This window comes from Roseateles sp. P4_D2 (assembly GCF_056401875.1).
Genome location: NZ_JBFUIM010000002.1, coordinates 66,873 through 86,222, shown reverse-complemented (window position 1 = coordinate 86,222; position 19,350 = coordinate 66,873). Strand labels below are relative to the sequence as shown.

The following is a 19,350-nucleotide window of genomic DNA, read 5'->3' as shown; positions in this document are numbered from 1 at the left end:
TGCCATGCAGAACCTGATGCTCAACCTCGCCAGCACCGTGGCCGCCCTGGCCTTCGTGCTGCTGCTGGCCTGGTTGCTGATCCGCGGCTGGCGGCGCCTGCAGGGCCTGGGTGGGCGCAACCCGGCGGAGGACGGCGAGGCGCTGCGCTTCGTGCGCGCCCTGCCCGTTGGTGCGCGTGAGCGTGTGGTGCTGCTCGACCATGCCGGCGAGCGCTGGATGCTGGGCGTCACGGCGGGCGGCATCAATCTGCTGGCGCGCTGGCCGCAAGCCGACGCCAAGCCGGATCGCGAAGCATGACGGCCTTCTCCCATCGCTGCGACAAGCTGTTGCTGCGCGAGTTCGTCGCGAGCGATGCGGCCGACATCCAGGGCCTGCATGCCGACGCGCGGGTGCGCGAGCTGCTGCCCGATGAACAGCCCCTGCACGAGGCACGTTGGGCCGCGGAATTCGCGGCCTGCCTGGCAGGCTTCTATCGCCGCCATCCTGGCCTGGGCATCTGGCGTTGCGCCGTGCCGCTGAGCGCTGCCGAGGAACAGTTCGCCGGCTGGTTCAGCCTCATGCCCCTGCAGGCAAGCCCTGACACCGTGCAGCTGGGTATCCGGCCTGGCGACGCTGAACTCGGCAGCCGCCTCAGGCCCGAACACTGGGGCAGCGGCCTGAGCCTCAGCGGCGGCGAAGTGCTGCTGCGCCATGCCTTCGAGACGCTGGCACTGCACACGGTCTGGGGCATCTGCCACCCTGAAAACCGCGGTGCCCGCGTCTGCCTGGAGGCATTGGGCTTCACGCCTCGCAGCCGCGCGCTCTACGAAGGCCAGCCTTCCGATTACCACGCCCTGGACGCAACGACCTGGTCGGCCGTCCAGACCCTCAGCCGCCGCGAACGCCTGCGTCAGACCCGGCGCGCCCTTGCGCGTTCCCACCGGCCTACTGCCCTCGCACTGCCATGACCACTTCCGCTTCACCCAACCCCTGGCAATCCGCCCTCGGCCATCGTCTGGCCCAGGCCCTGGAGCAGTCCCGGTTTGCGCACGCGCCGCAGGCCGATGCGGCCTCCGAGCTCGGCGCCACGCGCTGGCGCCTGCCCTCCCGCGTCGCCGAGCCCACGGGCGCAGCTGCGGCGCTCAGCGAAATGCTCGGCACCGGTGCCCAGGCCGGCCTGGTGACGCACTGCCTGCAGCACTACCGCAACCAGCTCGCACCGGGCCGCGCGGAGGACGACCTGGGCGTGGCCCTGGCCGCCTATCTGGGCGCATGCCGACAGGCCTTCGATCACGAGGCACTGAGCCCGCAGCGCTGGCAAGCCATCACCCAATGGGTCAAGGCCTGGGTCATCGATGAATTGCCGTGGGACGACGCACCGCTGCTGCAGCGGCAGGACGCCTTCGAGCGTCTGGCCGTGCTGACCGTGGCGTTAGGCGAATGGACGGTACAGGCCAGCCGCCAGGGCAGCGCTCATCAGGCGTCGGCCACCTGGATGGCCCGCAACAGCTTGGCGCGACAGCTCGGCCTGGATCTGCCCGCGCTGTGCGCCGTGCTGCGCAACCTGGACGGTGGGCCTGCCAACACGGCGGCGCGACCCGCTGCCGCCGTGTTGGCAGGCCCGGACTGCGGCCAACCCTAGCGCGGTTGGCGCAGAAATAGGAGCAGCCGCATATAGGCAGCAGGGGCCCGACCCCGTTTAATGAAACCCGTCAACGCCGCAGAGTTTGATCAGAAAACCTTGCCGACAAGACACGCAGCGAGTCCGGTGTTTTCTCAGTCGCCACCGAATTCAGATGCCTCGAATGTCAATCAATCACTGCGGCAGCTTCTGCCGCGAAACCTAAATCTTTTTTGGAGATCAACATGGGATCAGCAGTTAGCAGCATCTTCGGCGGCGGTGGCTCGGGTGGCATCCTGGGCGCCGTGGGCGGCATCGTCGGCGGCATCTTCGGCGGCCCCATCGGCGCCATGATCGGCCAGGCCATCGGCGGCATGCTGCAGCAAGCCATCGGCAGCGGCGCCAACAGTGCCGTCGACACCCTGGTCAAGGAACACGGCATGCCCAAGTTCCTGGGCGAAGAAGTCAAGTCGACCATCGGCCAGGTCATCAACCAACTGACCTCGCAAAGCCAGCAAGGCGTTTCGCACGAAGCGCAAGGTGCGGCCCAGCAAAACTTCGGCGGCGCCGTCAAGCAGTGGGAGTCCGACTTCTCCAACCAGATCGTGCAAGGCGTGCTCGACCAGCTGCGCTCGCAAGGCACCGGCAGCTCCAAGGGCAGCAAGCCCAGCGGTGGCGGCTGGCTGCAGGCCATCGCCTCCGTCATGGGCTCGGCCCTGGGCGCCAAGGCCAAGGAGATGGTCAATCTGTCGCAACAGATCAACGACGCCTCTGCCGCCAAGTCCGCCGCCAAGTCCGGCTCCGAAGAGCAGAGCAAGCAGGCCGACGAGTTCAACAAGCTGATGACCCAGTTCCAGGCCACCAGCCAGGAATACAACTACCTGAACAGCGTCTTCACGACGGCGCTGAAGGGTCTGGGCGAAGCGCTGGGCACGATGGCTCGCAAGCAATAAGCCGCAACCTGAGAAAACAAGAGGAGGGGCATCGCCCCTCCCTTTTGCATTTCAACTTTCAGTTCCTGCCCAAGATGAAAAACTTCAGTCGCCTTGCTTTGACGGTTCTGGCGTGCCTCGGTGCGGTCAGTGGATGTGGCGGCGGCGGCGGTGGCGGGGACGAAGCCACGCCGACGACCCCGCCTGTCGTTCCCACGCCCGATCCGCCGACCACGCTGACGGGCAATATCTGGCATTCCTTCAGCGACCTCGGCAATCCGGCGGGAACTTTCGTCATGAATCCCAACACCGGGGTCTCGACAGCCGTCCAATCCGAGAAGTGGGGCGTGCCTTCGCCCGATGGCAGTCGCTTCATCAGCAACGACTACACCTCACAGGGCTCCAGCGGCGAGACCCGCCTCACGGTGCGCAAGACCGACGACAAGAGCCTGGTCGTGGACCAGGTCGTTGACGGCTACATCGCCCGCCTTGCGCCGTCGCCGCTGGCCACCAACCAGGTCCTGGCCTACTGGGGCGAGACAACCGCCGCGCCCAGGGCCGCCGTGGTCTGGGACTTCAGCGCGCAGAAGGTGCTTTTCGCCACGCCGCTGAGCAAGACGCCGGACGCCGTCGCCTGGATGCCTGACGGCACCCTGCTGCGCGTGCAGCCCTCGGGCGGCGTCAGCAAGGTCACGCCGGGTGGCAGCGAGCAGCAGGTCGCCACCGTCAGCTGGCCAGAATCGCGGCTGCCGCAGGCGGTCTATGTCAGCCCCGACGGCAGCAAGGCCCTGGTGCAGCTCGCGGCGCTGCGCAGCACCGGCACGGTCAGCGGCGTGGACCTGTGGATGATGGATGCCAACGGCGCCAACCTGAAGCGCTTCACGAACAACGGCTTGATCGCCGAGGCCTACTGGTCGCCCGACAGCAAGTTCGTGGCCTTCACCAAGGACACCGGCGTGACCTGCACCGACGCCACCTGCCAGGGCAGCTGCACGGTCTGGTATGCCCCCGCCTCGGCGACGGACGTGGTGGCCGTGGATGCATCCGGCGATGCCAAGAAATTCCCGGCGAAGCGGCCCGACGGGTCGATGACCGATCTGCGCTGCCCGGTCATGGCCTGGACGCGTTAGGGATTTGTGGCTGGTGCGCGGCGAGCTCCAATGCCATTGCACCCGTAACGACAGGCGATTCTTGGAGTCGCCTGTTCCATTTGGAGCCCTCGCCCCCGATGCCTGAGAACCGTCGTCGTTTCGCCGCCGCGCTGGCCTGCCTGGGCGCCGTCATGGCCGCGCAGGCTGCCGCTGCACTGCCAGGCACGGTCTGGCATTCATTCAGCGACCTCAGCAACCCGCAGGGCACGTTCGCGCTGAATCCCAACTCCGGCGCTGCCACCATGGTGGACAACGCGAAGTGGCGCTCGCCCTGGCCTGACGGCAGCCGCTTCATCCAGCGGGACCACAGCTCGCAGGGCGCCGGCGGCGACGAAACCCACCTGACGGTGCGCAGGACCAGCGACCGCAGTGTGCTGATGGACCAGGTCGTCGACGGCTATGTAGCGGACGGCGTTCGCCCCTCGCCGCTGGGCAGCAACCAGATCCTGGCGTCGTGGGGCAAGACGGTCTTTGCACCGCGTGCTGCCATCGTCTACGACCTCGACTCGCGCCGGCTGCTGTACGCCACGCAACCGAGCAAGACACCCGACGCGCTGTCGTGGATGCCCGATGGCTCGCTGCTGCGCGTGCAGCCCTCGGGCGACATCAGCCGGGTCTTGCCGGGCCGCGGCGAGCAACGTGTCGCCACCGTGCGCTGGCCCGAGGCGCGCGTGCCCGAGGCGGTGTATGTCAGCCCCGATGGCAGCAAGGCTCTCGTGCAGCTGGCGGCGATGCGCGACACGGGTTCGATCGCCGGCGTCGATCTGTGGATGATGAACGTCGACGGCTCCAACCTGCGCCGATTCACCAGGAACGACCTGATCGCCGGCGCGGTCTGGTCGCCGGACAGCCGCTATGTGGCGTTTGCCAAGGACACCGGCGTGTCCTGCACCGCCGCCACCTGCCGCGGCAGCTGCACGGTCTGGTACGCCGAGGCTACTGCGTCCAACGTGGTGGCCGTGCCGCCCTCGGGCGACGCCCGGCAGTTCCCGTTGAAACGGCCCGATGGCTCGACAACGACCGTCGGCTGCCCGCTCGCGGCCTGGACGCGCTGAAGGCATGCCCTTGATCGCTGCTCGGCCGGCGCTGGCCGCCGCCGCCGTGTTGCTGATGGCCGGCACCGCGCAGTCGGCGCCCGACGAACGCTCGCTGGCCAGCGATCCCGCGGCGGTGCAGCAACTCGTCGAAGCCGTCAGCCTGGACGTGATGTCCGAAGCCACGCTGGGCGCCTGTGAGGACATGGGCGTGGCGTCGGCTGCGCCGATGCGCGACGCCTGGGTGGCCTGGCGCGAGCGGCACCAGCTGGCCCCGCTGCGCATGGTCGTGGCCCGCATGCAGCAGCGCAGCAGCAGCATCCCGTCGTTCACGCGCCTGACCGAGCCCATGCGCGAGCGGGTGCTGAACGACCCCTCTCCCGAGCAGGCCTGCGCGGCGTTGGCGCGCGACTGGCAATCGCCGGCCATGGATGTGGGCACGCTGTATCCGCAGGCCCGTGCCGTGGCACTGGCGCTGGTGAAAGCCAACCTGGTGGCTCCCCCCGGCCCGCTGGCGATCGCGCCCGAGGCGGCCCGGGGCCAGTTCCTGCTGCCCAGCCAGATCCCCGCGCTCACGGTGCAGCGAGGCCACTGGCTGGTGATCTCCGAGGAGGAGGCGCAACGCAAGCTCGGCGTTGTCTATGTCAAGGGCCGCGTGGCGCGCGAGATCGACCGCCCGACGCATTTCTTCCTGGTGCAGCAGCAGGGCGACCGGCATGTGGAGCAGCGCATCCACCTGAAGTTCGACGCCGAGCCCTGGGTGGGCCGCGAGGTGGTGCTGCGCGGTGTCGTCACGTCGCTGAACGACAACTCCCTGGACCTGGCCGACGCGGCCCTGGTCGCCAACCCGGCGGGGCTGACGCCGTCGCCGCTGCCGCAGGCGCCGATGCTGCGCAGACGGGCGGTGCTGCAGCGCGTGACGACGCTGCCGGGCCGCGGCCTGGCGGAGAAGGACCTGGCGGCCGTGGTCATCCACGGCGAGAGCAACTTCAATGGCGGCACGCGCTGGGAAGAGGATGTGCGCTTCCTGCTGCGTGACGGCACGGTCTACCACCGCACCGAGATGCCGCCCGACCAGCTCAACGTTGTCGCGTCGCGCCAGCTGGAGCCGCAGCGCTGGGGCCGCTGGCGCGCCAGCGGCAAGGTTGATGTCAGCCCCCAGGGCCGAGCCGTGCCCGGCCCTACGTGCCCTTGCGAAATGCAGCCGCAGGACGATGACGGCCGCCCCGCGGGCGCCTGGCAGGCCGAGAAGCATCACGCCGTGCGGCCCTGGCCCAAGGACACGCGGCTGGAGGGATCCTTCACCCGCGGCACGTTCACCGGCAGCCTGGTCCTTGGCGGCAGGTCGTCCAGCACCACGTTGCGCTTCATGCGCGACGGCCGCTTCGAGCGCAGCTACAGCGCGCTGTCCAGCACCGGCACGCTGGCCGCGACGCTCAACAACACGGTCATTGCCGGCTCGGCCCATGGCGATGGCAAGGGCAGCAGCAGCACCGGCGGCGGCACGGTGGGCACGCCCTTTGGCACGGCGGGCGCGGTGAGCTCGCGCAAGCAGGACGACGGCGCCGGCCGCCGCGGCCGCTACCAGCTCAGCGGCTTCGTCCTCACCCTCGACTACGACGACGGCCACCAGCAGCGCCTGCTCAGCTTTCCCGTGCACGACGACAACAAGACCGTCTACGTGGGCAGCGGCAGCCTCGTCCTCGACAAATGACCCCGACCTTTCCACTGGAGTTTCAAATGCCCCGACTGCGATCCCTTGTTCTTCGTCTGGCCTTGGCGGCCCTGGTCGGCGCTGCCGGCGCGGCCACCGCTCAGGTCGCCCCCTCGATCAGCCTGGCTGAGCAGATGCGCACCATGCTCGCCAAGCCCGGTGCGGGTGGCGGCGCGGCACCCGCCGCTCCGGTGTTCAGCGCGGCGCCCGCAGTCACCTCGGCCAGTGCGCTGGCCGCCCTCAACGCGCCCCTCGTCACCAACGGGCCGGCGCAGGTGCGCCAGTCGGCCACCGAGCTGGCGCAGCGCTTCCCCGCGGCGCATCGCGGCGCCATGACCAAGGCGTATGAGGAGTCCTTCGTCTTCTGGCAGAAGCTCGAGACCCAGCTCGGCCTGACGCCCAATGACGCCGCGGCCGGCGTGGCGGCCTTCATCGCCGGCAACTACACCGCCTTCATGCAGCAGCCCGTGCCCGACGAGCACTTCAAGTCCCTGGTGCTGCAGATGCAACGCATGCTGGGCCAGAACGCCGCCTTCACCCAGAGCAGCCCGGCCGCCAAGCGCGCGATGTTCGAGCAGCTGGCCATGGTGGGCACCTTCATGGTGGTCTACCGCGAGCACCTCAACAGCAAGCCCAACCCCAACGAGGAGGTCAATTTCCGCAATGCGGCCAAGGCCAACCTCGAGGCGGCGTTGGGGCTCGGGGTGGAGCGCATCCAGATCGGGCCGCAAGGGCTGGTGGCGCGCTGAGGAAGGGCGGCTCAGCAGGCATGCCGCCACGGCGGCCGGCCTCAGGTGTCGTGATAGCCGCCGGCGATCGCGTCGGCCACGGTCCGGGTCCAGGAGTCCAGGTAGACGAAATCCGGCGAGTCGGGGAAACGGTGGGCCGCGAAGAGCAGGGCCTCCAGGTCCAGCACGGCCTCACGGGCCTGCGGCGTCGGGTGCTTCAGATCGGCCAGCAGCACGATGCGGCGCGCCGTGGCCATGTTGTCGGCCAGGTCGATGGCGTCCATGTTCAGGCCCCAGTGCCAGTCGCCATTGGCGTGGCGGATCGCCTCGCCCAGGCTCACGCCCAGGTCGCCCAGCAGGCTGTTGACGATGAAGGGGCCGCTGCGCTGGCAGTCCGGCCAGGGCTTGTGCTGAGGCAGGCTGGCGAAGGCGGGCAGCTGCGGCCAATGCGCCTTGGCCCAGGCGTTCAAGGCCTTGGCATAGACCACGCCTTGCAGTGCCTGCGGATCGGGCCCTTCATGCGCCAGCAGCCAGTCGCGCAGCAGGCGTTGGCGCTCGTTCAGCGTGGCCTGGAAGTAGGCCCAGTTGGCCTGGGCCTGGCTCTCGTTCAGCGCACGGCCGGAGCCGGGGTGAGGCAGCTCATAGGCGGGGTAGTCGCTCAGGTCCCAGGTGGACGCTTTAGTGCCGGCAAGCCAGCGCTGGATCAGATTCGGCATGGTCAGCAAGCGCGAAATAAAAATGGACGGCCTCGAGAGGCCGTCCATTCGGAACAAGCCCGGTTCAGAACCAGCCTTTTACCGTATCGAAGATGCCACGGCCGCCAGCATCGCCAGCGATGGCGCCGCCAATGCCGCCGATGATGCCGCCAACCACCGTGCCCACGCCGGGGAAGATGGCCGTGCCGATGGTCGCGCCCAGGGCCGCACCACCCCAGCCACCCAGGGCGCCGCCGGCCACGCCGGAGGCGGTGCGCCCGGTGTTCTCGCCGATGCGGTTGCCGTCGGCCTGGTAGGCCTGGCCGAGCGAAATGGCATCCAGCACGACGCCGACGGGCCGGGCGACCTTGCCCACGCCTTCCAGCAGCTGGCCGGCGCCGCGCAGGCCACGGTTGACCTTCAGGGCCTCGACATCGCGCGCCACCTGGCCACGGATGTCGCTGTCCAGCGCCGTGCGGCCCACCTTGGACTCGACGTCGATGCGCTGGCGCATGCGCGGGTCCGTCGCCGGGGGCTCGGCCACCACGTCCACCACGCGCGCGCCGTTCTGCACCGGCACCTCGGTGCGCACCTGGGCGCCCGCGGCGCGCCAGCGGTCGGCAATCGCGTCGCGAGCCAGCGCGCCGTTGGTGTTGTTGGCCACCGGCGAAGCGATGCCCGAGGTGCGGCCCAGCGAACCGGGCGGCGGTGCATGCACGGTCTGGCCGACCTGGATGCCGTTGCTGGTCAGCAGCTCGGTCAGGCCGCGCGTGAAACCGCCCTTGCCCGTCCAGGCGCTGGTCGTCGCTTCCCATCGCTTGATCAGGATGGGGTTGTCGATCAGCAGCTTGCTGCCTTGCTGCAGCATGCCCTGGCCGGCCGCCCAGAGGCCGCCGGGTGCATGGTCGGGCAGCAGGCTCTGGCGCGCGGCCTGCAACACATCCTGGTTGTAGTGAGCCACGTCACCGGGGTGCCCCGAGGCCAGCAGGTGCTGCTCGATGGCGGCATGCGCCGACTCGGCGGCCTGCGGGTCGCTCTTGCGCGCGTCGACCACCCAGGTCGCCAGGCGCTGGGTGTCGACGACGCCGGTACGTGGGTCGGTCGCCCGGCTGACGACCTCCGCTGCGGGATCGCGGGCGACCGGCGTCTGCCGGCCGCTCGAAACTGCATCAACTGCAAGCATGGCGGCCTCCGCTCAGAAGTCCAGGCGCATCACGGTCAGCGAGAACCGGTGGGCGTCGCGCGTCGAGTGCGAACGGCTTTCGCCGGCATCCGACAGCGAGCCCAGGAAGGCGCCACTCAGCGACGCCGACAGCAGGCCACTGAACAGGCTGAGGGCGTTGCGCAGGAAATCGCTGCCGCGCTGTTGCGTGGCTGGGTCCAGGCCCGGGTTCAGCTGCAGGTCGGTCTTGTTCATGTAGGCCTGGTCGACCTTGTGGATGTCACCGTTGGCGTCCACGCCCAGGAAGCCGGCGCCGGCCGGGTTTTCCTGAAGCACATTGCCGTCCTTGTGCGTCCAGTCAAGCACGGCGCCCCAGCCGGCGGCCTCGTCGATCTTGAGGTCGCCGACCTTGTTGGTGTCCACGCCGCTGATCTCGACGCCGTAGTCGCCGTTCGTGATGGCGACCTTGCTCGCGAGGGTCATGCCGTTGCCGGCATTCCAGGGCGTGGTCTCGATGGTGACCTTGGTGCCATCCTCGAGCTTGAAGGTCGTGGTGCCGTAGAAGTCGAAGGCATGCTTGCCGTCGATGTTGACGTGCGGGTCGCCCCAGATGTTGTAGGTCTCGCCGGTCTTCTTGTTGAAGATGTTGACGGTATTGTTGTCACCGGCGGTGATGCGGTAGTTGTCGTTCTCGAACACGGCCTGGCCACCCTTCATCTGGGTACTGGCGTGGGTCGGGTTGGTGTTCGGGACGGAGGATGTGGCGGTCAGCGAGATGCTGCTGGCCGTCTGGATGGTGGTCATGGCGCGTTCTCCTCAGGGGTGTGTCTCAGTCGCGTTGCCATTGCATTCGGACTCGGCCAGGCCCGCTAGCTGCGGCCGCCCGCAATTCGGGGCAGCCGCAGCTAGGGTTGGCCGCAAGCGCGGGGTCATACTTCGCACCCATGCCTCGTTATGTCGCCTTGCTTCGTGGCGTCAGCCCGATGAACGCCAAGATGCCCGACCTCAAGCGCTGCTTCGAGGAGGCGGGTTTCACCGACGTGAAGACGCTGCTGAGCAGCGGCAACGTCGTGTTCTCAACGCCCCGCTCGGCCGCTAACGCGACGCTGCAGAAACGCGCCGAGAAGGCCATGCTGGATGGCCAGGGCTACAGCTTCGCCACCACCGTGCGGTCGACGGCCCATCTGCAGCAGCTGATCAAGGCCGATCCCTTCGCCGCCTTCAAGCTCAAGCCCGGGTCCAAGCGCGTCGTCACCTTCCTGCGCGAGCCGCTTGCCGAGAGCCCCGTCGAGCTGCCGGTGACGCACGGCGAAGCCTGCATCCTGGGCCTGGACGGCGGCGAGGTGTTCTGCAGCTATGTGCCCGAGGCCAAGGGGCCGGTCTTCATGCACCTGCTGGAGAAGACCTTCGGCAAGACCATCACGACGCGCACCTGGGACACCGTGGCCAAGTGCGCCGCGGCCTGAGTCAGTCCTCGCCCGACTCCGGCAGGTGAATCAGGCCGGTGTGGAAGTCGTACTCGAAGACCTCGCCATAGCGCGCCCACTCGATGGCCACGCGCAGCACGCGCTCGGCCTCGGCGGCGTCCATGCTGTCCATCAGCAGCTTCAGGAAGGGCTCCTCCTTCAGCTCACCGTGGGCTTCCTGCTCCAGGCTGGCGCGGATGAAGGTGGCCAGTGGCACATGCGCGAGCAGCTGCTGGCCGAAGATCTCGCGGCGGAACTCGTGGCCGCCTTCGACATAGCGCTGGCCCAGCGGCGTGACGAGGAGGTCGCCGCCGCTGAGCTGGGCCAGGCCCAGGCGGTGCAGCGCGTCGGCCAGCGGCAGCATGGCCTCGTCGGTGAGCTCGCTCTCCTCGGCCAGCTGGGGCAGGTCGGCGCGGCCATTGAAGCGCTCGTCGGCCAGCAGCTCCAGCAGGCTCTCCATGCGGCCGACGTCGGCTTCGGGCAGGCGGTCGCTGAGATGCGGCTTGGGCGCCTCCTCGACGGTGCCGGCCACGTGAGTGGCGCTCGTCATCAGCCGGTAGACCTCGTCGATGAGCAGGCGCACCTCCGGGCTGTCGGCGCTGCGCGGGCGTGGCAACGTGATGGGCAGCTCGGCGCGCACGCGGCCCGGGTTGCTGGCGAAGATCAGCACGCGGTCGGCCATCATGACGGCCTCCTCGATGTTGTGCGACACGACCAGCATGGCCTGGGTCGGCATCTGGCCGCCGTCCCAGAGGACGAGGATCTCGTTGCGCAGGCGCTCGCCTGTCAGCACGTCCAGGGCCGAGAAGGCCTCGTCCATCAGCAGCACGGCCGGCTGCATGACCAGGGCCCGCGCCATGCCCACGCGCTGGCGCATGCCGCCTGACAGCTCGCGCGGCAGGGCGCCCTCAAAGCCGGCCAGGCCGATCAGCTCGATGGCTTCGTTCGCGCGGCGCTCACGTTCCGCCGCCGGCACGCCGGCCGCCTCCAGCCCGAGCTCGACGTTCTGCCGAACGGTGAGCCAAGGGAACAGCGCAAAGCTCTGGAACACCATCGCGATGCCGGCCGCCGGCCCGAACAGCGGCTGGCCGCCGTAGCGCACGTCGCCAGCGTCCGCGGGGATCAGCCCGGCCATGATGCGCAGCAGCGTGCTCTTGCCCGAGCCGCTCTGGCCCAGTAGCGCGACGATCTCGCCCTTGTCGAGGCGAAAGTCCACGCCCTCCAGCACCGAGCGCAGGCTGCCGTCGTTGGACTTGAAGCCCTTGGCGACGCCCGTCAGTTCGATCAACGTCGTCATCAGAAATGCATCCTTTCCTCGGCGATACGGTAGAGACGACGCCAGACCCAGTGGTTCATCGCCATGACGAAGACGCACATGACGCCGATGCCTAAAGCGATGCGCGGGAAGTCGCCCGCCGTCGTCATCTGCTGGATGTAGCTACCCAGGCCCTGGGCCTGCAGGTGGGTGTCGCCCCAGCTCACGTACTCGGCCACGATGCTGGCGTTCCAGGAGCCGCCGCTGGCCGTGATGGCGCCGGTGACGAAGCTCGGGAAGATGGCCGGCAGCAGATAGCGCCGCCAGGCCAGCCAGCCCTTGAGCCCCAGGTTCTTGGCCGCCAGCCGCAACTCGGTCGGGATGGTCGACGCGCCGGCCACGACGTTGAACAGCAGATACCACTGCGTGCCCAGGATGATGAGGGGCGACAGCCAGAGGTCGGGGTCGAGCCTGTACTTGACGATGACGAGGACGGCGACCGGGAAGACCAGATTGGACGGGAAGGCCGCGAGGAACTGCGCCACCGCCTGAACGCGGCCGGCGATGCGCGGGTTCAGGCCTATCCACACGCCGATGGGCACCCAGATCAGCGACGCCACGGCGATCAGCGCGAGCACGCGCGCCAGCGTGAACAGGCCCAGCTTGAACACATGCGCCGCCTCGCCCCAGCCCACCTCGGTGTGGATGAAGCTGACCAGACGCCAGACGGCGAACAGCACCAGGGCGGCCAGCAGCGCGTCCCAGGCGCGGGCCCACAGCGGGTTCGGATCTTCAGGCCGCGCGCGGATGGAGCGGCCGTCGTAGCTCTTCTTCAGCGGCGCGAAGCTGGCCGTGATCCAGCGCCCCGGCCATTGCCCCAGGCGCTGCAGCAGCTGGGTGCGGCGCAGCCAGGTCAGCAGCCAGGACTGCGGCGCCTGCTCGCTGCTGCCCTCCTCGAAGCGGAAGCGGTCGGCCCAGGCCAGCAGCGGCCGGAAGAACAGCTGGTCGTACAGCAGGATGCCGACCAGCATGCCCAGGATGGCCCAGCCGATGGCGCCCAGGTCGCGCGCTTCGATGGCCACGGCGATGTAGGAGCCCACGCCGGGCAGCTTGATGTCCTGGCCGGCCACCGAGATGGCTTCCGACGCGACGACGAAGAACCAGCCGCCGCTCATGCTCATCATCATGTTCCACAGCAGGTTGGGCATGGCAAAGGGCAGCTCCAGCCGCCAGAAGCGCTGCCAGCCCGACAGCTGGAAGATGCGCGCCGCCTCCTGCAGTTCGCCCGGCACGGTGCGCAGCGACTGGTAGAGGCTGAAGGCCATGTTCCAGGCCTGGGAGGTGAAGATGGCGAACAGCGCGGCCAGTTCCACGCCCAGCAGGTTGCCCGGGAACAGCGCGATGAAGGGCGCGACCGCAATCGCCTGGAAACCGAGGATGGGGATGGACTGCAGGATGTCCAGCAGCGGCACCAGCACCTTCTCTGCCGCACGCACCTTGGCCGCCAGCACCGCGAACACGCAGGCGAACACCACCGAGGCGGCGAGCGCCAGGAACATGCGCAGCGTGGTGCGCAGCAGGTAATAAGGCAGATAGGCGACGTCCAGGCTCAGCGGCAGGGGCACGCCAAGGTGGAAGGGTCGGGCCATCGCCGCCGCGGCCATCGCGAGCAGCACCAGCACCGCCAGGACGAGGGGCAGCAGCGCCCAATCCCAGCGATTGAACGCGGCCTCGACGGCGGGGCGGGGGAAGAAGCGACGGTCGGACATGGTGGCGGGCGAACAGGACCGCGCAGCCTAGTCCGGGCACGTAAGGCGGGTGTGAAGCGCGCCGCCCCGGAGCTTGCGCCCAGCTTGCAGCGCTGCGCCGAAGAACTACGACTGGTTGCAGCTCTGGCGGCTTGAATCTGCCTTGTCGCCTAACGGCACAACTCGTCTCCCCGGCTTGCGACTTGACGATGTATCCGGCGCCTTCTCCTACAGGGATCTTTTGCCTGCGGCCTAAGGTTGTTGACGCGGCGGCGCAATGGGGTGCCGCCCAGGCTCACAGTGAAGGAACAGCCATGTCCAACCAGCAACGCCAATCCGGCAAGCAGCAGCCCGAAAGCGGTCAGAACATCCAGCAGGGTGGTCAGAGCCGTGACCAGAGCCCTGGCCAGCAAAGCCAGGCCGGTGGCGGCAGTCAGACGCCCCAGCAAGGGGGTGGTTCTGCCGGTCGCGACCAGCAAAGCAAGCCCAGCAACCAGCAGGGTTCCAAGAACCGCTGACTGCGCAAGGGGCTGAGGGCGCGGCGCCGTGAGGTGCCACCGGCGCCTTAGCCCATCGACCGACCAGGCCCTCTGCCGCGCAGGGGGCCTGCCTTATTCGAAGAGGTGGCCGAGGTCATGGTGACCCATGGATTCGGCCTTGGTGCGCAGGTATTTCTCGTTGTCGGGGCCCGGCTCCGTCAACGAGGCTTCGCGTTCGACGACGTCGATGCCGAACTCGGCCAGGGCGGCCATCTTCAGCGGGTTGTTGGTCAGCAGCCGGATGCGCTGCACGCCCAGGGACCGCAGCATGCAGGCGGCGGCGTCGTAGCGGCGCGAGTCGATGGGCAGGCCCAGCTGGGCATTGGCCTGGATGGTGTCGGCGCCGGCATCCTGCTCGGCGTAGGCGCGCAGCTTCTGCACCAGGCCGATGCCGCGCCCCTCGTGGCCGCGCATGTAGACGATGGCGCCGCGGCCCAGGTCGGCGATGCGCTTCATCGCGCTTTGCAGTTGCGGCCGGCAGTCGCAGCGCAGCGAGCCGAACACCTCGCCCGTCATGCATTCGGAGTGCACGCGCACCAGCGGCGGCTCGTCACCGGTCAGCTCACCCAGGCTCAGCACGACATGCTCCTGCCCGCTGTCGTCCTCACGGAAGCCGTGAATGACGAACTCGCCATAGGGCGTTGGCAGGCGGGTAGAGACGATGCGTTCGATCTTCATGGTGTGGGGCTTCAAGGGGGCATTCTCGCCGCCCCGGGGAAAACCCCGTGTCGCGCAGGTTAGGCTGCCGCTTTTCAGGAGACACGCATGGCCCAGACCGTTCAGTTCAAGCGCCCCGATGGCGCCCCTGTGTCCGGCTATCTCGCCGAGGCCGCCCAGCCCTTGGGCGCCGTGGTGGTCATCCAGGAATGGTGGGGCCTGAACGACCAGATCCGTGGCGTGGCTGATCGCTTTGCGCTGGCCGGCTTCACGGCGCTGGTGCCTGACCTCTACCGCGGCAAGAGCACCGTCGAGGCCGAGGAAGCCGGCCATCTGATGACGGACCTGAACTTTGGCGACGCCGCCTCGCAGGACGTGCGCGGCGCGGTGCACTACCTCAAAGACCTGAAGCTGGGCAGCGGCAAGGTCGGCGTGACCGGCTATTGCATGGGCGGCGCGCTGACCGTGCTGGCCGCGACGATGGTGCCCGAGGCCGACGCCGCCGTGATCTGGTACGGCATGCCGCCGCTGGAATATGTAGACGCCAGCAAGATCAAGATGCCGCTGCAGGCCCATTGGGCCACGCAGGATGAGTCCTTCCCGATTGCCGGCGTGGACGGCCTGGAAGCGAAGTTCGCCGAGGTCGGTGCGCGCTACGAAGGCCACCGCTATCTGGCCCACCATGCCTTTGCCAACGAGACGGCACAGGGGCCGGGGCGCATTGCCAAGACGCAGTACGACGCGGTGTGGGCGCAGCAGGCGTGGGACCGGGCGATGCGGTTCTTTGGCAAGCACCTGGGCTGAGCGTCGCGCGCCCAGCTCGCGAGACCCACGTCAGTCCGCGCGATCGGGCTTGACGGCCTGGCAGCGCGTGACCAGCTCCCGGGCGCGGCCGTCATAGGCCTCGCGGGCCGCCGGGGATTGCAGGACCTGGCGGGTGAGCAGGGCTTGTCCGGCCGGCGAGGCGGCAAAGGCTTCGATGGCCTTGACTTCGGCTGCCGAAATGGCGGGCAGCGGCTCGGGGGCCTTTTCGCCCAGGGCGGTGTAGATGCCCAGCAAGCCGTGCCTGGCGTATTTGTGTCCCGGGACCGAACTGAAAAACCGGTCGGCCGCCGCCACTTCGCTGGCACTCAGCGACATCGTGACCACCCGTTCGGTCGTCTCGTAGAACTCGCTGGGCTGCAGGGCCTGGATGCAGGCGTTCTGCGCGGCGGGCAGGCCGCCCTTGGCCTCACGCTGCTTGGCGGCCAGTTGCACGCCCAGCAGCGCCGACTGGGCGGTGATCTGCGCGGTCGTTGACACGGCCTCGGCGGCGAAGCTGGCCAGCAGGCAGGCCGTCAGCGTGAGGGTGCGATGCATCATGGGATGGGTCGTCTTGAAAACGCGCATTTTGCGGCGCTGGCCACGCTCGCCGCCCGCCTTGGCGCTCAGTCGCTGCGCCGCACCTGCAGCCGCGGCTCGTCCGGCCAGGTGTCTGCGTCCAGGGCCAGTTCATCGGGCCGCAGGCCATCGGCGCGCAGCACGCCCAGGTAGCCGTCGCGGCCTTGCGCCTTGGCGGCATAGAGGGCGGCATCGGCCAGGCTCAGCGTGGCGTCCCAATCCCAGGCCCGAGGCGCTTCGGGGTCAAGAGGGAAGACAGCGAAGCCGATGGACACGGTGACCGGCAGCGTGCGGCCGTCGGCCAGCATGAAGGCCTGCTCGCGCACGACGGCGTTGAAGCGTGCCGCCAGCTCGGTGGCGCCGCTGCGTGCGCCGCCGCGGGCCAGGGCCAGGAATTCCTCGCCGCCCCAACGCACCAGCACGTCGCTCTCGCGGAAGACCATGCGCAGCCGGCGGGCGAACTCAACCAGCACCTGGTCGCCCGCGGTGTGGCCGTGGCGGTCGTTGATGCGCTTGAAGTGATCGAGGTCCATCAGCATGACGAGCAGGTCGGCCTCGTCGTCGCGGTGGCGGTCGGGGTTGCTGTGGCGCGGCTCGGTGTAGTGGCGCAGGCAGAGCTGCAGGTCCGAGGTGACCCGCGAGTCCAGGTAGCGGCGGTTGCGCAGGCCGGTCAGCGGGTCGGTGGTGCTGGCCTCGCGCAGCTCCGTGGTGCGCTGCTCCACCAGGGCTTGCAGCGCCGTTTCGCGTCGGCGCAGCTGTGCGGTGCGCCGCGCCACCCCCCAGCGCAACAGCAGCCAGGCCAAGCCCAGTAAAGAAAGCGCGGCGGCCGCCTGGGCCCAGCGCGTCTGCCACCAGGCCGGCAGCAGCTCGATGTCGAGCAGCAGCGGGCGGTCGCCCCACACGCCGTGATGGTTGGTGGCGTACACCTCCAGCCGGTAGCGGCCCGGCGGCAGGCCGCCATAGCTCGCGAAGCGGGCGCTGGCGTCGGTGAACGTCCATTCGGCGTCCCAGCCCGCCAGGCGCATCATGTAGCGCAGCTTGGCCGGGTCGATGTAGTCCAGTGCGGCGAACTCGACGGCCACACTGCGGGTACCGGCCGGCAGCTTCAAGCCTTGCTTCAGGTCCTGGTCCGGCTGGAAGAGCTGGCCATCGCGGCGCAGGCTGCTGACGACCACCGGCGGCGCATAGCGCGAAGGCATGAAGGCCAGCGGCTCGATGACGAGCAGGCCGCGGCTGCCGCAGAAGAGCAGGCGGCCGTCGGGCAGGGCGGCGTCGGCGAAGAAGCGCGGCGTGCCCATTGGCGGGCCCTCGGCGCCGGAGAGCTCGTCCAGGCGGTTGGCGGTCGGGTCGTAGACGGATTGCTGGCTCCACACCCGGCCCTTGGCGTCCTCGTGCAGGTTGACGCCGAAGGGCCGGCCCGGCGCCCCCATGCGCTCGCTGATGCGTTCGAAGCGCGCGCGGCCCTGTTCGTCGTAGCCCTTGAGCCGGTGCAGGCCGCTGACGGCGGTGTCCACGTAGAGGCTGCCGTCGCGGGTGTGCAGCAGACCGAGCACGGCAGGAAAGCCCAGCGCCTCGCCGGGCGCGCCCTGCACCTCGGCCAGGCGCTGGCCGTCCCAACGGAACAGGCCAGCCAGCGCGCCGACCCAGAGCTGGCCGTTGCGGGCCTCCACGCGCAGCGCATGCACGCCGCCGCGCAGCGGCTCGCCATCTGCGCGGCGCACGCGCTCGATGCGGGCCTGGGGCGAAGGCAGGCGGTAGAGCCCGTCCTGCATGCCCACCCAGACTTCACCACTCGGTAATACCAGCACGCGATGCGCGCGGCCGCCCTCCAGCGCCCAGCTGGCGAGCAGTCGGGCGCTGCGCGGTTCGCGGCGCTCCAGGCGGCCGTTGGCCACCAGCCAGACGCTGCCATCCGGCCCCTCGGCGAGGTTGTCCACCGGCGTGTCGGCCTCACGCGGCCAGCCGCCGACGGTGCGCAGCTGCGCGTCCAGCAGGGCCACCGGGCCGCTGTGCGTGGCCACCATCAGCAGGCCGTCACGGCGGGGCAGCAGGCCGCGCAGGTCGCTGCTGGCCAGGGGGCTGCGGGGGTCGGCGTCGGGGCCGCGCACGGCCAGTGCCGGGTGCTGCTGGTGGCGCTGCAGGCCCACGCCGTAGCCGCCCACCCACATGGTGCCGGTCTGGTCGCGCAGCAGCACGTTGACGTCGTTGCCGGCCAGGCCGCCGGGCAGGTGGGGGTTGTGGCGCAACTGGCGCAGCAGCGCGCCGCTGTCGCCGTCCAGCCAGGCGATGCCGTCGTTCAGGCCGGCCCAGACCGTGCCGTCGGCGCTTTGCGCCAGTGCCTGCACGCCCCCCTTGAAGCGCGCCGCCAGCCAGCGCGGCTGGCCGTTCGCCTCGATGCGGCCGACGCGGCCGTCCACGCTGCCGAACCAGAGCCGGCCCGCGCGGTCTTCCAGCAAGGTGCTGATGCCGACGATGGCGTTGTCGGGCAAGGCCAGCGCCGCCCAGCCGCCCTGCACGTCGCGCCGGGCGAGGCCGCGCCAGTGGCCGGCCCACAGCGCGCCGTCGCGGCCCACGGCCAGCGCCAGCACGCGGCGCTCGGTTTCGCCGTCGACGCGCAGCGGCTCGGTCTCGAAGCGCGCGGTTTTCGGCTCAAAGCGCAGCAGGCCCTGACCCAGTGTGCCGACCCAGACCCGGCCGGCGTCGTCCTCCGCCAGCGCGCGGATGGGCGTGGCGCGCTCGCTGCCGCTGCCCAGCATGCGCACGCGGTCGAACGCAGGTTCGTAGCGCGCCAGGCCGTTGACCTCGGTGCCTATCCACATGCCGCCGTCGGCGGCCGGTGCGAGCGAGCGCACCCAGCCGAGGTTGCGCTGCACGGCCGTGGCGCCCTCGCGCTCGATGGCGCGCAGCCGGTAGCCGTCAAAGCGCGCCAGGCCGTCGCTGGTGCCGATCCAGATCAGGCCTTGTTTGTCCTGGGCCAGGCTGCCCACCACGTCGCGTGGCACCGGTACGGTGGCGAACTGGGGCTCCAGCGCGCCCGCATCGGCCCGGGCCGCAGGCGCCCAGGCCAGCACGCTGAGCAGGCAGAGGGCCAGCGTCAGGACGCGGCAGATCATGGAGGGCGTGTTGAGCAAACCCGCATTGTCCAAGGCGAGCCGGGGTGGCGCGCGCCCGGTTTACCCGGGCTCGCGTCGCGCGCACAGATGGGCGGCGGTTAAAAATGCAAGTCCGGATCGGGCTGATTAGCTTCGCAGTGTGGCTCCGCCCGAAACAGGGCCGCAGAAGTTCGTT

At 69.5% G+C, this 19,350-nt stretch carries 19 protein-coding genes; 11 read left to right on the top strand and 8 right to left on the bottom strand.

Annotation, left to right across the window (positions count from 1 at the left end; all coding sequences use genetic code 11):
• The first annotated feature begins 4 nt into the window (after positions 1-4).
• From AC1DW0_RS03745 to AC1DW0_RS03710, 8 genes are all read left to right on the top strand, one after another.
• Positions 5-298 carry a flagellar biosynthetic protein FliO gene (locus AC1DW0_RS03745; RefSeq protein WP_477944960.1) on the top strand — a complete coding sequence of 98 codons (294 nt, stop codon included), beginning with the start codon at positions 5-7 and terminating at the stop codon, positions 296-298.
• Complete coding sequence (locus tag AC1DW0_RS03740) at positions 295-948, top strand: GNAT family N-acetyltransferase (protein WP_477944959.1); 654 nt, start codon at positions 295-297, stop codon at positions 946-948. Before AC1DW0_RS03745 ends, AC1DW0_RS03740 begins: the two co-directional genes overlap by 4 nt.
• Positions 945-1,622, top strand: a complete 678-nt coding sequence (locus tag AC1DW0_RS03735) for a DUF6683 family protein (RefSeq protein ID WP_457352015.1) — start codon at positions 945-947, stop codon at positions 1,620-1,622. Before AC1DW0_RS03740 ends, AC1DW0_RS03735 begins: the two co-directional genes overlap by 4 nt.
• 224 nt (positions 1,623-1,846) lie before the next feature.
• A complete protein-coding gene (locus AC1DW0_RS03730; RefSeq protein ID WP_157281888.1) occupies positions 1,847-2,554 on the top strand; it encodes a hypothetical protein in 708 nt (235 codons plus the stop codon).
• 74 nt (positions 2,555-2,628) lie between these two features.
• Positions 2,629-3,663 (top strand): TolB family protein, encoded by a 1,035-nt coding sequence (locus AC1DW0_RS03725; RefSeq protein ID WP_457388437.1) that lies wholly within the window; start codon positions 2,629-2,631, stop codon positions 3,661-3,663.
• A gap of 98 nt (positions 3,664-3,761) precedes the next feature.
• Positions 3,762-4,739, top strand: a complete 978-nt coding sequence (locus AC1DW0_RS03720) for a TolB family protein (protein WP_457388436.1) — start codon at positions 3,762-3,764, stop codon at positions 4,737-4,739.
• Positions 4,740-4,743: 4 nt separating this feature from the next.
• Positions 4,744-6,432: a hypothetical protein gene (locus tag AC1DW0_RS03715; RefSeq protein ID WP_457388434.1), complete on the top strand. Its 1,689-nt coding sequence runs from the start codon at positions 4,744-4,746 to the stop codon at positions 6,430-6,432.
• A gap of 26 nt (positions 6,433-6,458) precedes the next feature.
• Positions 6,459-7,181, top strand: coding sequence for a DUF6683 family protein (locus AC1DW0_RS03710; protein ID WP_457388432.1), 723 nt, complete (start codon positions 6,459-6,461; stop codon positions 7,179-7,181).
• A gap of 41 nt (positions 7,182-7,222) precedes the next feature.
• On the opposite strand, the gene AC1DW0_RS03705 is transcribed toward AC1DW0_RS03710, so the two are convergent.
• The 3 genes from AC1DW0_RS03705 to AC1DW0_RS03695 form a co-directional block, all read right to left on the bottom strand.
• Complete coding sequence (locus tag AC1DW0_RS03705) at positions 7,223-7,876, bottom strand: hypothetical protein (RefSeq protein WP_457388430.1); 654 nt, start codon at positions 7,874-7,876, stop codon at positions 7,223-7,225.
• A gap of 64 nt (positions 7,877-7,940) precedes the next feature.
• On the bottom strand, positions 7,941-9,038 hold the full coding sequence (locus AC1DW0_RS03700; RefSeq protein WP_056201100.1) for a hypothetical protein: 1,098 nt from the start codon (positions 9,036-9,038) through the stop codon (positions 7,941-7,943).
• 12 nt (positions 9,039-9,050) lie between these two features.
• A complete protein-coding gene (locus AC1DW0_RS03695) occupies positions 9,051-9,821 on the bottom strand; it encodes a DUF1521 domain-containing protein (RefSeq protein WP_477944958.1) in 771 nt (256 codons plus the stop codon).
• A 140-nt stretch (positions 9,822-9,961) separates the two neighbouring features.
• Here AC1DW0_RS03695 and AC1DW0_RS03690 point away from each other — a divergent pair, with 140 nt between their 5' ends.
• Complete coding sequence (locus tag AC1DW0_RS03690; RefSeq protein ID WP_477944957.1) at positions 9,962-10,483, top strand: DUF1697 domain-containing protein; 522 nt, start codon at positions 9,962-9,964, stop codon at positions 10,481-10,483.
• 1 nt (position 10,484) lies between these two features.
• On the opposite strand, the gene AC1DW0_RS03685 is transcribed toward AC1DW0_RS03690, so the two are convergent.
• Positions 10,485-11,783 carry an ABC transporter ATP-binding protein gene (locus AC1DW0_RS03685; protein WP_477945160.1) on the bottom strand — a complete coding sequence of 433 codons (1,299 nt, stop codon included), beginning with the start codon at positions 11,781-11,783 and terminating at the stop codon, positions 10,485-10,487.
• The gene (locus AC1DW0_RS03680; RefSeq protein ID WP_477944956.1) at positions 11,780-13,507 is read right to left on the bottom strand and encodes an ABC transporter permease; all 1,728 of its coding nucleotides are present in this window, start codon (positions 13,505-13,507) and stop codon (positions 11,780-11,782) included. The genes AC1DW0_RS03685 and AC1DW0_RS03680 overlap by 4 nt, the downstream gene beginning before the upstream one ends.
• 293 nt (positions 13,508-13,800) lie before the next feature.
• On the opposite strand from AC1DW0_RS03680, the gene AC1DW0_RS03675 reads away from it, so the two are divergent.
• A complete protein-coding gene (locus AC1DW0_RS03675) occupies positions 13,801-14,004 on the top strand; it encodes a hypothetical protein (RefSeq protein ID WP_056201093.1) in 204 nt (67 codons plus the stop codon).
• A gap of 93 nt (positions 14,005-14,097) precedes the next feature.
• Here the strand turns inward: AC1DW0_RS03675 and ribA are convergent, their stop codons facing one another.
• Positions 14,098-14,703, bottom strand: coding sequence for a GTP cyclohydrolase II (gene ribA, locus AC1DW0_RS03670; protein ID WP_056201090.1), 606 nt, complete (start codon positions 14,701-14,703; stop codon positions 14,098-14,100).
• 87 nt (positions 14,704-14,790) lie between these two features.
• Here ribA and AC1DW0_RS03665 point away from each other — a divergent pair, with 87 nt between their 5' ends.
• Positions 14,791-15,486: a dienelactone hydrolase family protein gene (locus AC1DW0_RS03665; protein WP_477944955.1), complete on the top strand. Its 696-nt coding sequence runs from the start codon at positions 14,791-14,793 to the stop codon at positions 15,484-15,486.
• A 30-nt stretch (positions 15,487-15,516) separates the two neighbouring features.
• Here AC1DW0_RS03665 and AC1DW0_RS03660 read toward each other — a convergent pair whose 3' ends face one another.
• Positions 15,517-16,044: a hypothetical protein gene (locus AC1DW0_RS03660; protein WP_477944954.1), complete on the bottom strand. Its 528-nt coding sequence runs from the start codon at positions 16,042-16,044 to the stop codon at positions 15,517-15,519.
• Between the two features lie 65 nt (positions 16,045-16,109).
• A complete protein-coding gene (locus tag AC1DW0_RS03655; protein ID WP_477944953.1) occupies positions 16,110-19,175 on the bottom strand; it encodes a ligand-binding sensor domain-containing protein in 3,066 nt (1,021 codons plus the stop codon).
• Between the last annotated feature and the right edge of the window lie 175 nt (positions 19,176-19,350).

What these genes read in the sequence shown, in the direction of transcription:
- AC1DW0_RS03715 (WP_457388434.1), top strand. Translation starts at nt 4,744, where the DNA reads ATGCCCTTGATCGCTGCTCGGCCGGCGCTGGCCGCCGCCGCCGTGTTG.
- AC1DW0_RS03720 (WP_457388436.1), top strand. Translation starts at nt 3,762, where the DNA reads ATGCCTGAGAACCGTCGTCGTTTCGCCGCCGCGCTGGCCTGCCTGGGC.
- AC1DW0_RS03680 (WP_477944956.1), bottom strand. Translation starts at nt 13,507, where the DNA reads ATGTCCGACCGTCGCTTCTTCCCCCGCCCCGCCGTCGAGGCCGCGTTC.
- AC1DW0_RS03705 (WP_457388430.1), bottom strand. Translation starts at nt 7,876, where the DNA reads ATGCCGAATCTGATCCAGCGCTGGCTTGCCGGCACTAAAGCGTCCACC.
- AC1DW0_RS03695 (WP_477944958.1), bottom strand. Translation starts at nt 9,821, where the DNA reads ATGACCACCATCCAGACGGCCAGCAGCATCTCGCTGACCGCCACATCC.
- AC1DW0_RS03740 (WP_477944959.1), top strand. Translation starts at nt 295, where the DNA reads ATGACGGCCTTCTCCCATCGCTGCGACAAGCTGTTGCTGCGCGAGTTC.
- AC1DW0_RS03660 (WP_477944954.1), bottom strand. Translation starts at nt 16,044, where the DNA reads ATGATGCATCGCACCCTCACGCTGACGGCCTGCCTGCTGGCCAGCTTC.
- ribA (WP_056201090.1), bottom strand. Translation starts at nt 14,703, where the DNA reads ATGAAGATCGAACGCATCGTCTCTACCCGCCTGCCAACGCCCTATGGC.
- AC1DW0_RS03735 (WP_457352015.1), top strand. Translation starts at nt 945, where the DNA reads ATGACCACTTCCGCTTCACCCAACCCCTGGCAATCCGCCCTCGGCCAT.
- AC1DW0_RS03700 (WP_056201100.1), bottom strand. Translation starts at nt 9,038, where the DNA reads ATGCTTGCAGTTGATGCAGTTTCGAGCGGCCGGCAGACGCCGGTCGCC.
- AC1DW0_RS03690 (WP_477944957.1), top strand. Translation starts at nt 9,962, where the DNA reads ATGCCTCGTTATGTCGCCTTGCTTCGTGGCGTCAGCCCGATGAACGCC.
- AC1DW0_RS03745 (WP_477944960.1), top strand. Translation starts at nt 5, where the DNA reads ATGCAGAACCTGATGCTCAACCTCGCCAGCACCGTGGCCGCCCTGGCC.
- AC1DW0_RS03675 (WP_056201093.1), top strand. Translation starts at nt 13,801, where the DNA reads ATGTCCAACCAGCAACGCCAATCCGGCAAGCAGCAGCCCGAAAGCGGT.
- AC1DW0_RS03710 (WP_457388432.1), top strand. Translation starts at nt 6,459, where the DNA reads ATGCCCCGACTGCGATCCCTTGTTCTTCGTCTGGCCTTGGCGGCCCTG.
- AC1DW0_RS03655 (WP_477944953.1), bottom strand. Translation starts at nt 19,175, where the DNA reads ATGATCTGCCGCGTCCTGACGCTGGCCCTCTGCCTGCTCAGCGTGCTG.
- AC1DW0_RS03730 (WP_157281888.1), top strand. Translation starts at nt 1,847, where the DNA reads ATGGGATCAGCAGTTAGCAGCATCTTCGGCGGCGGTGGCTCGGGTGGC.
- AC1DW0_RS03725 (WP_457388437.1), top strand. Translation starts at nt 2,629, where the DNA reads ATGAAAAACTTCAGTCGCCTTGCTTTGACGGTTCTGGCGTGCCTCGGT.
- AC1DW0_RS03665 (WP_477944955.1), top strand. Translation starts at nt 14,791, where the DNA reads ATGGCCCAGACCGTTCAGTTCAAGCGCCCCGATGGCGCCCCTGTGTCC.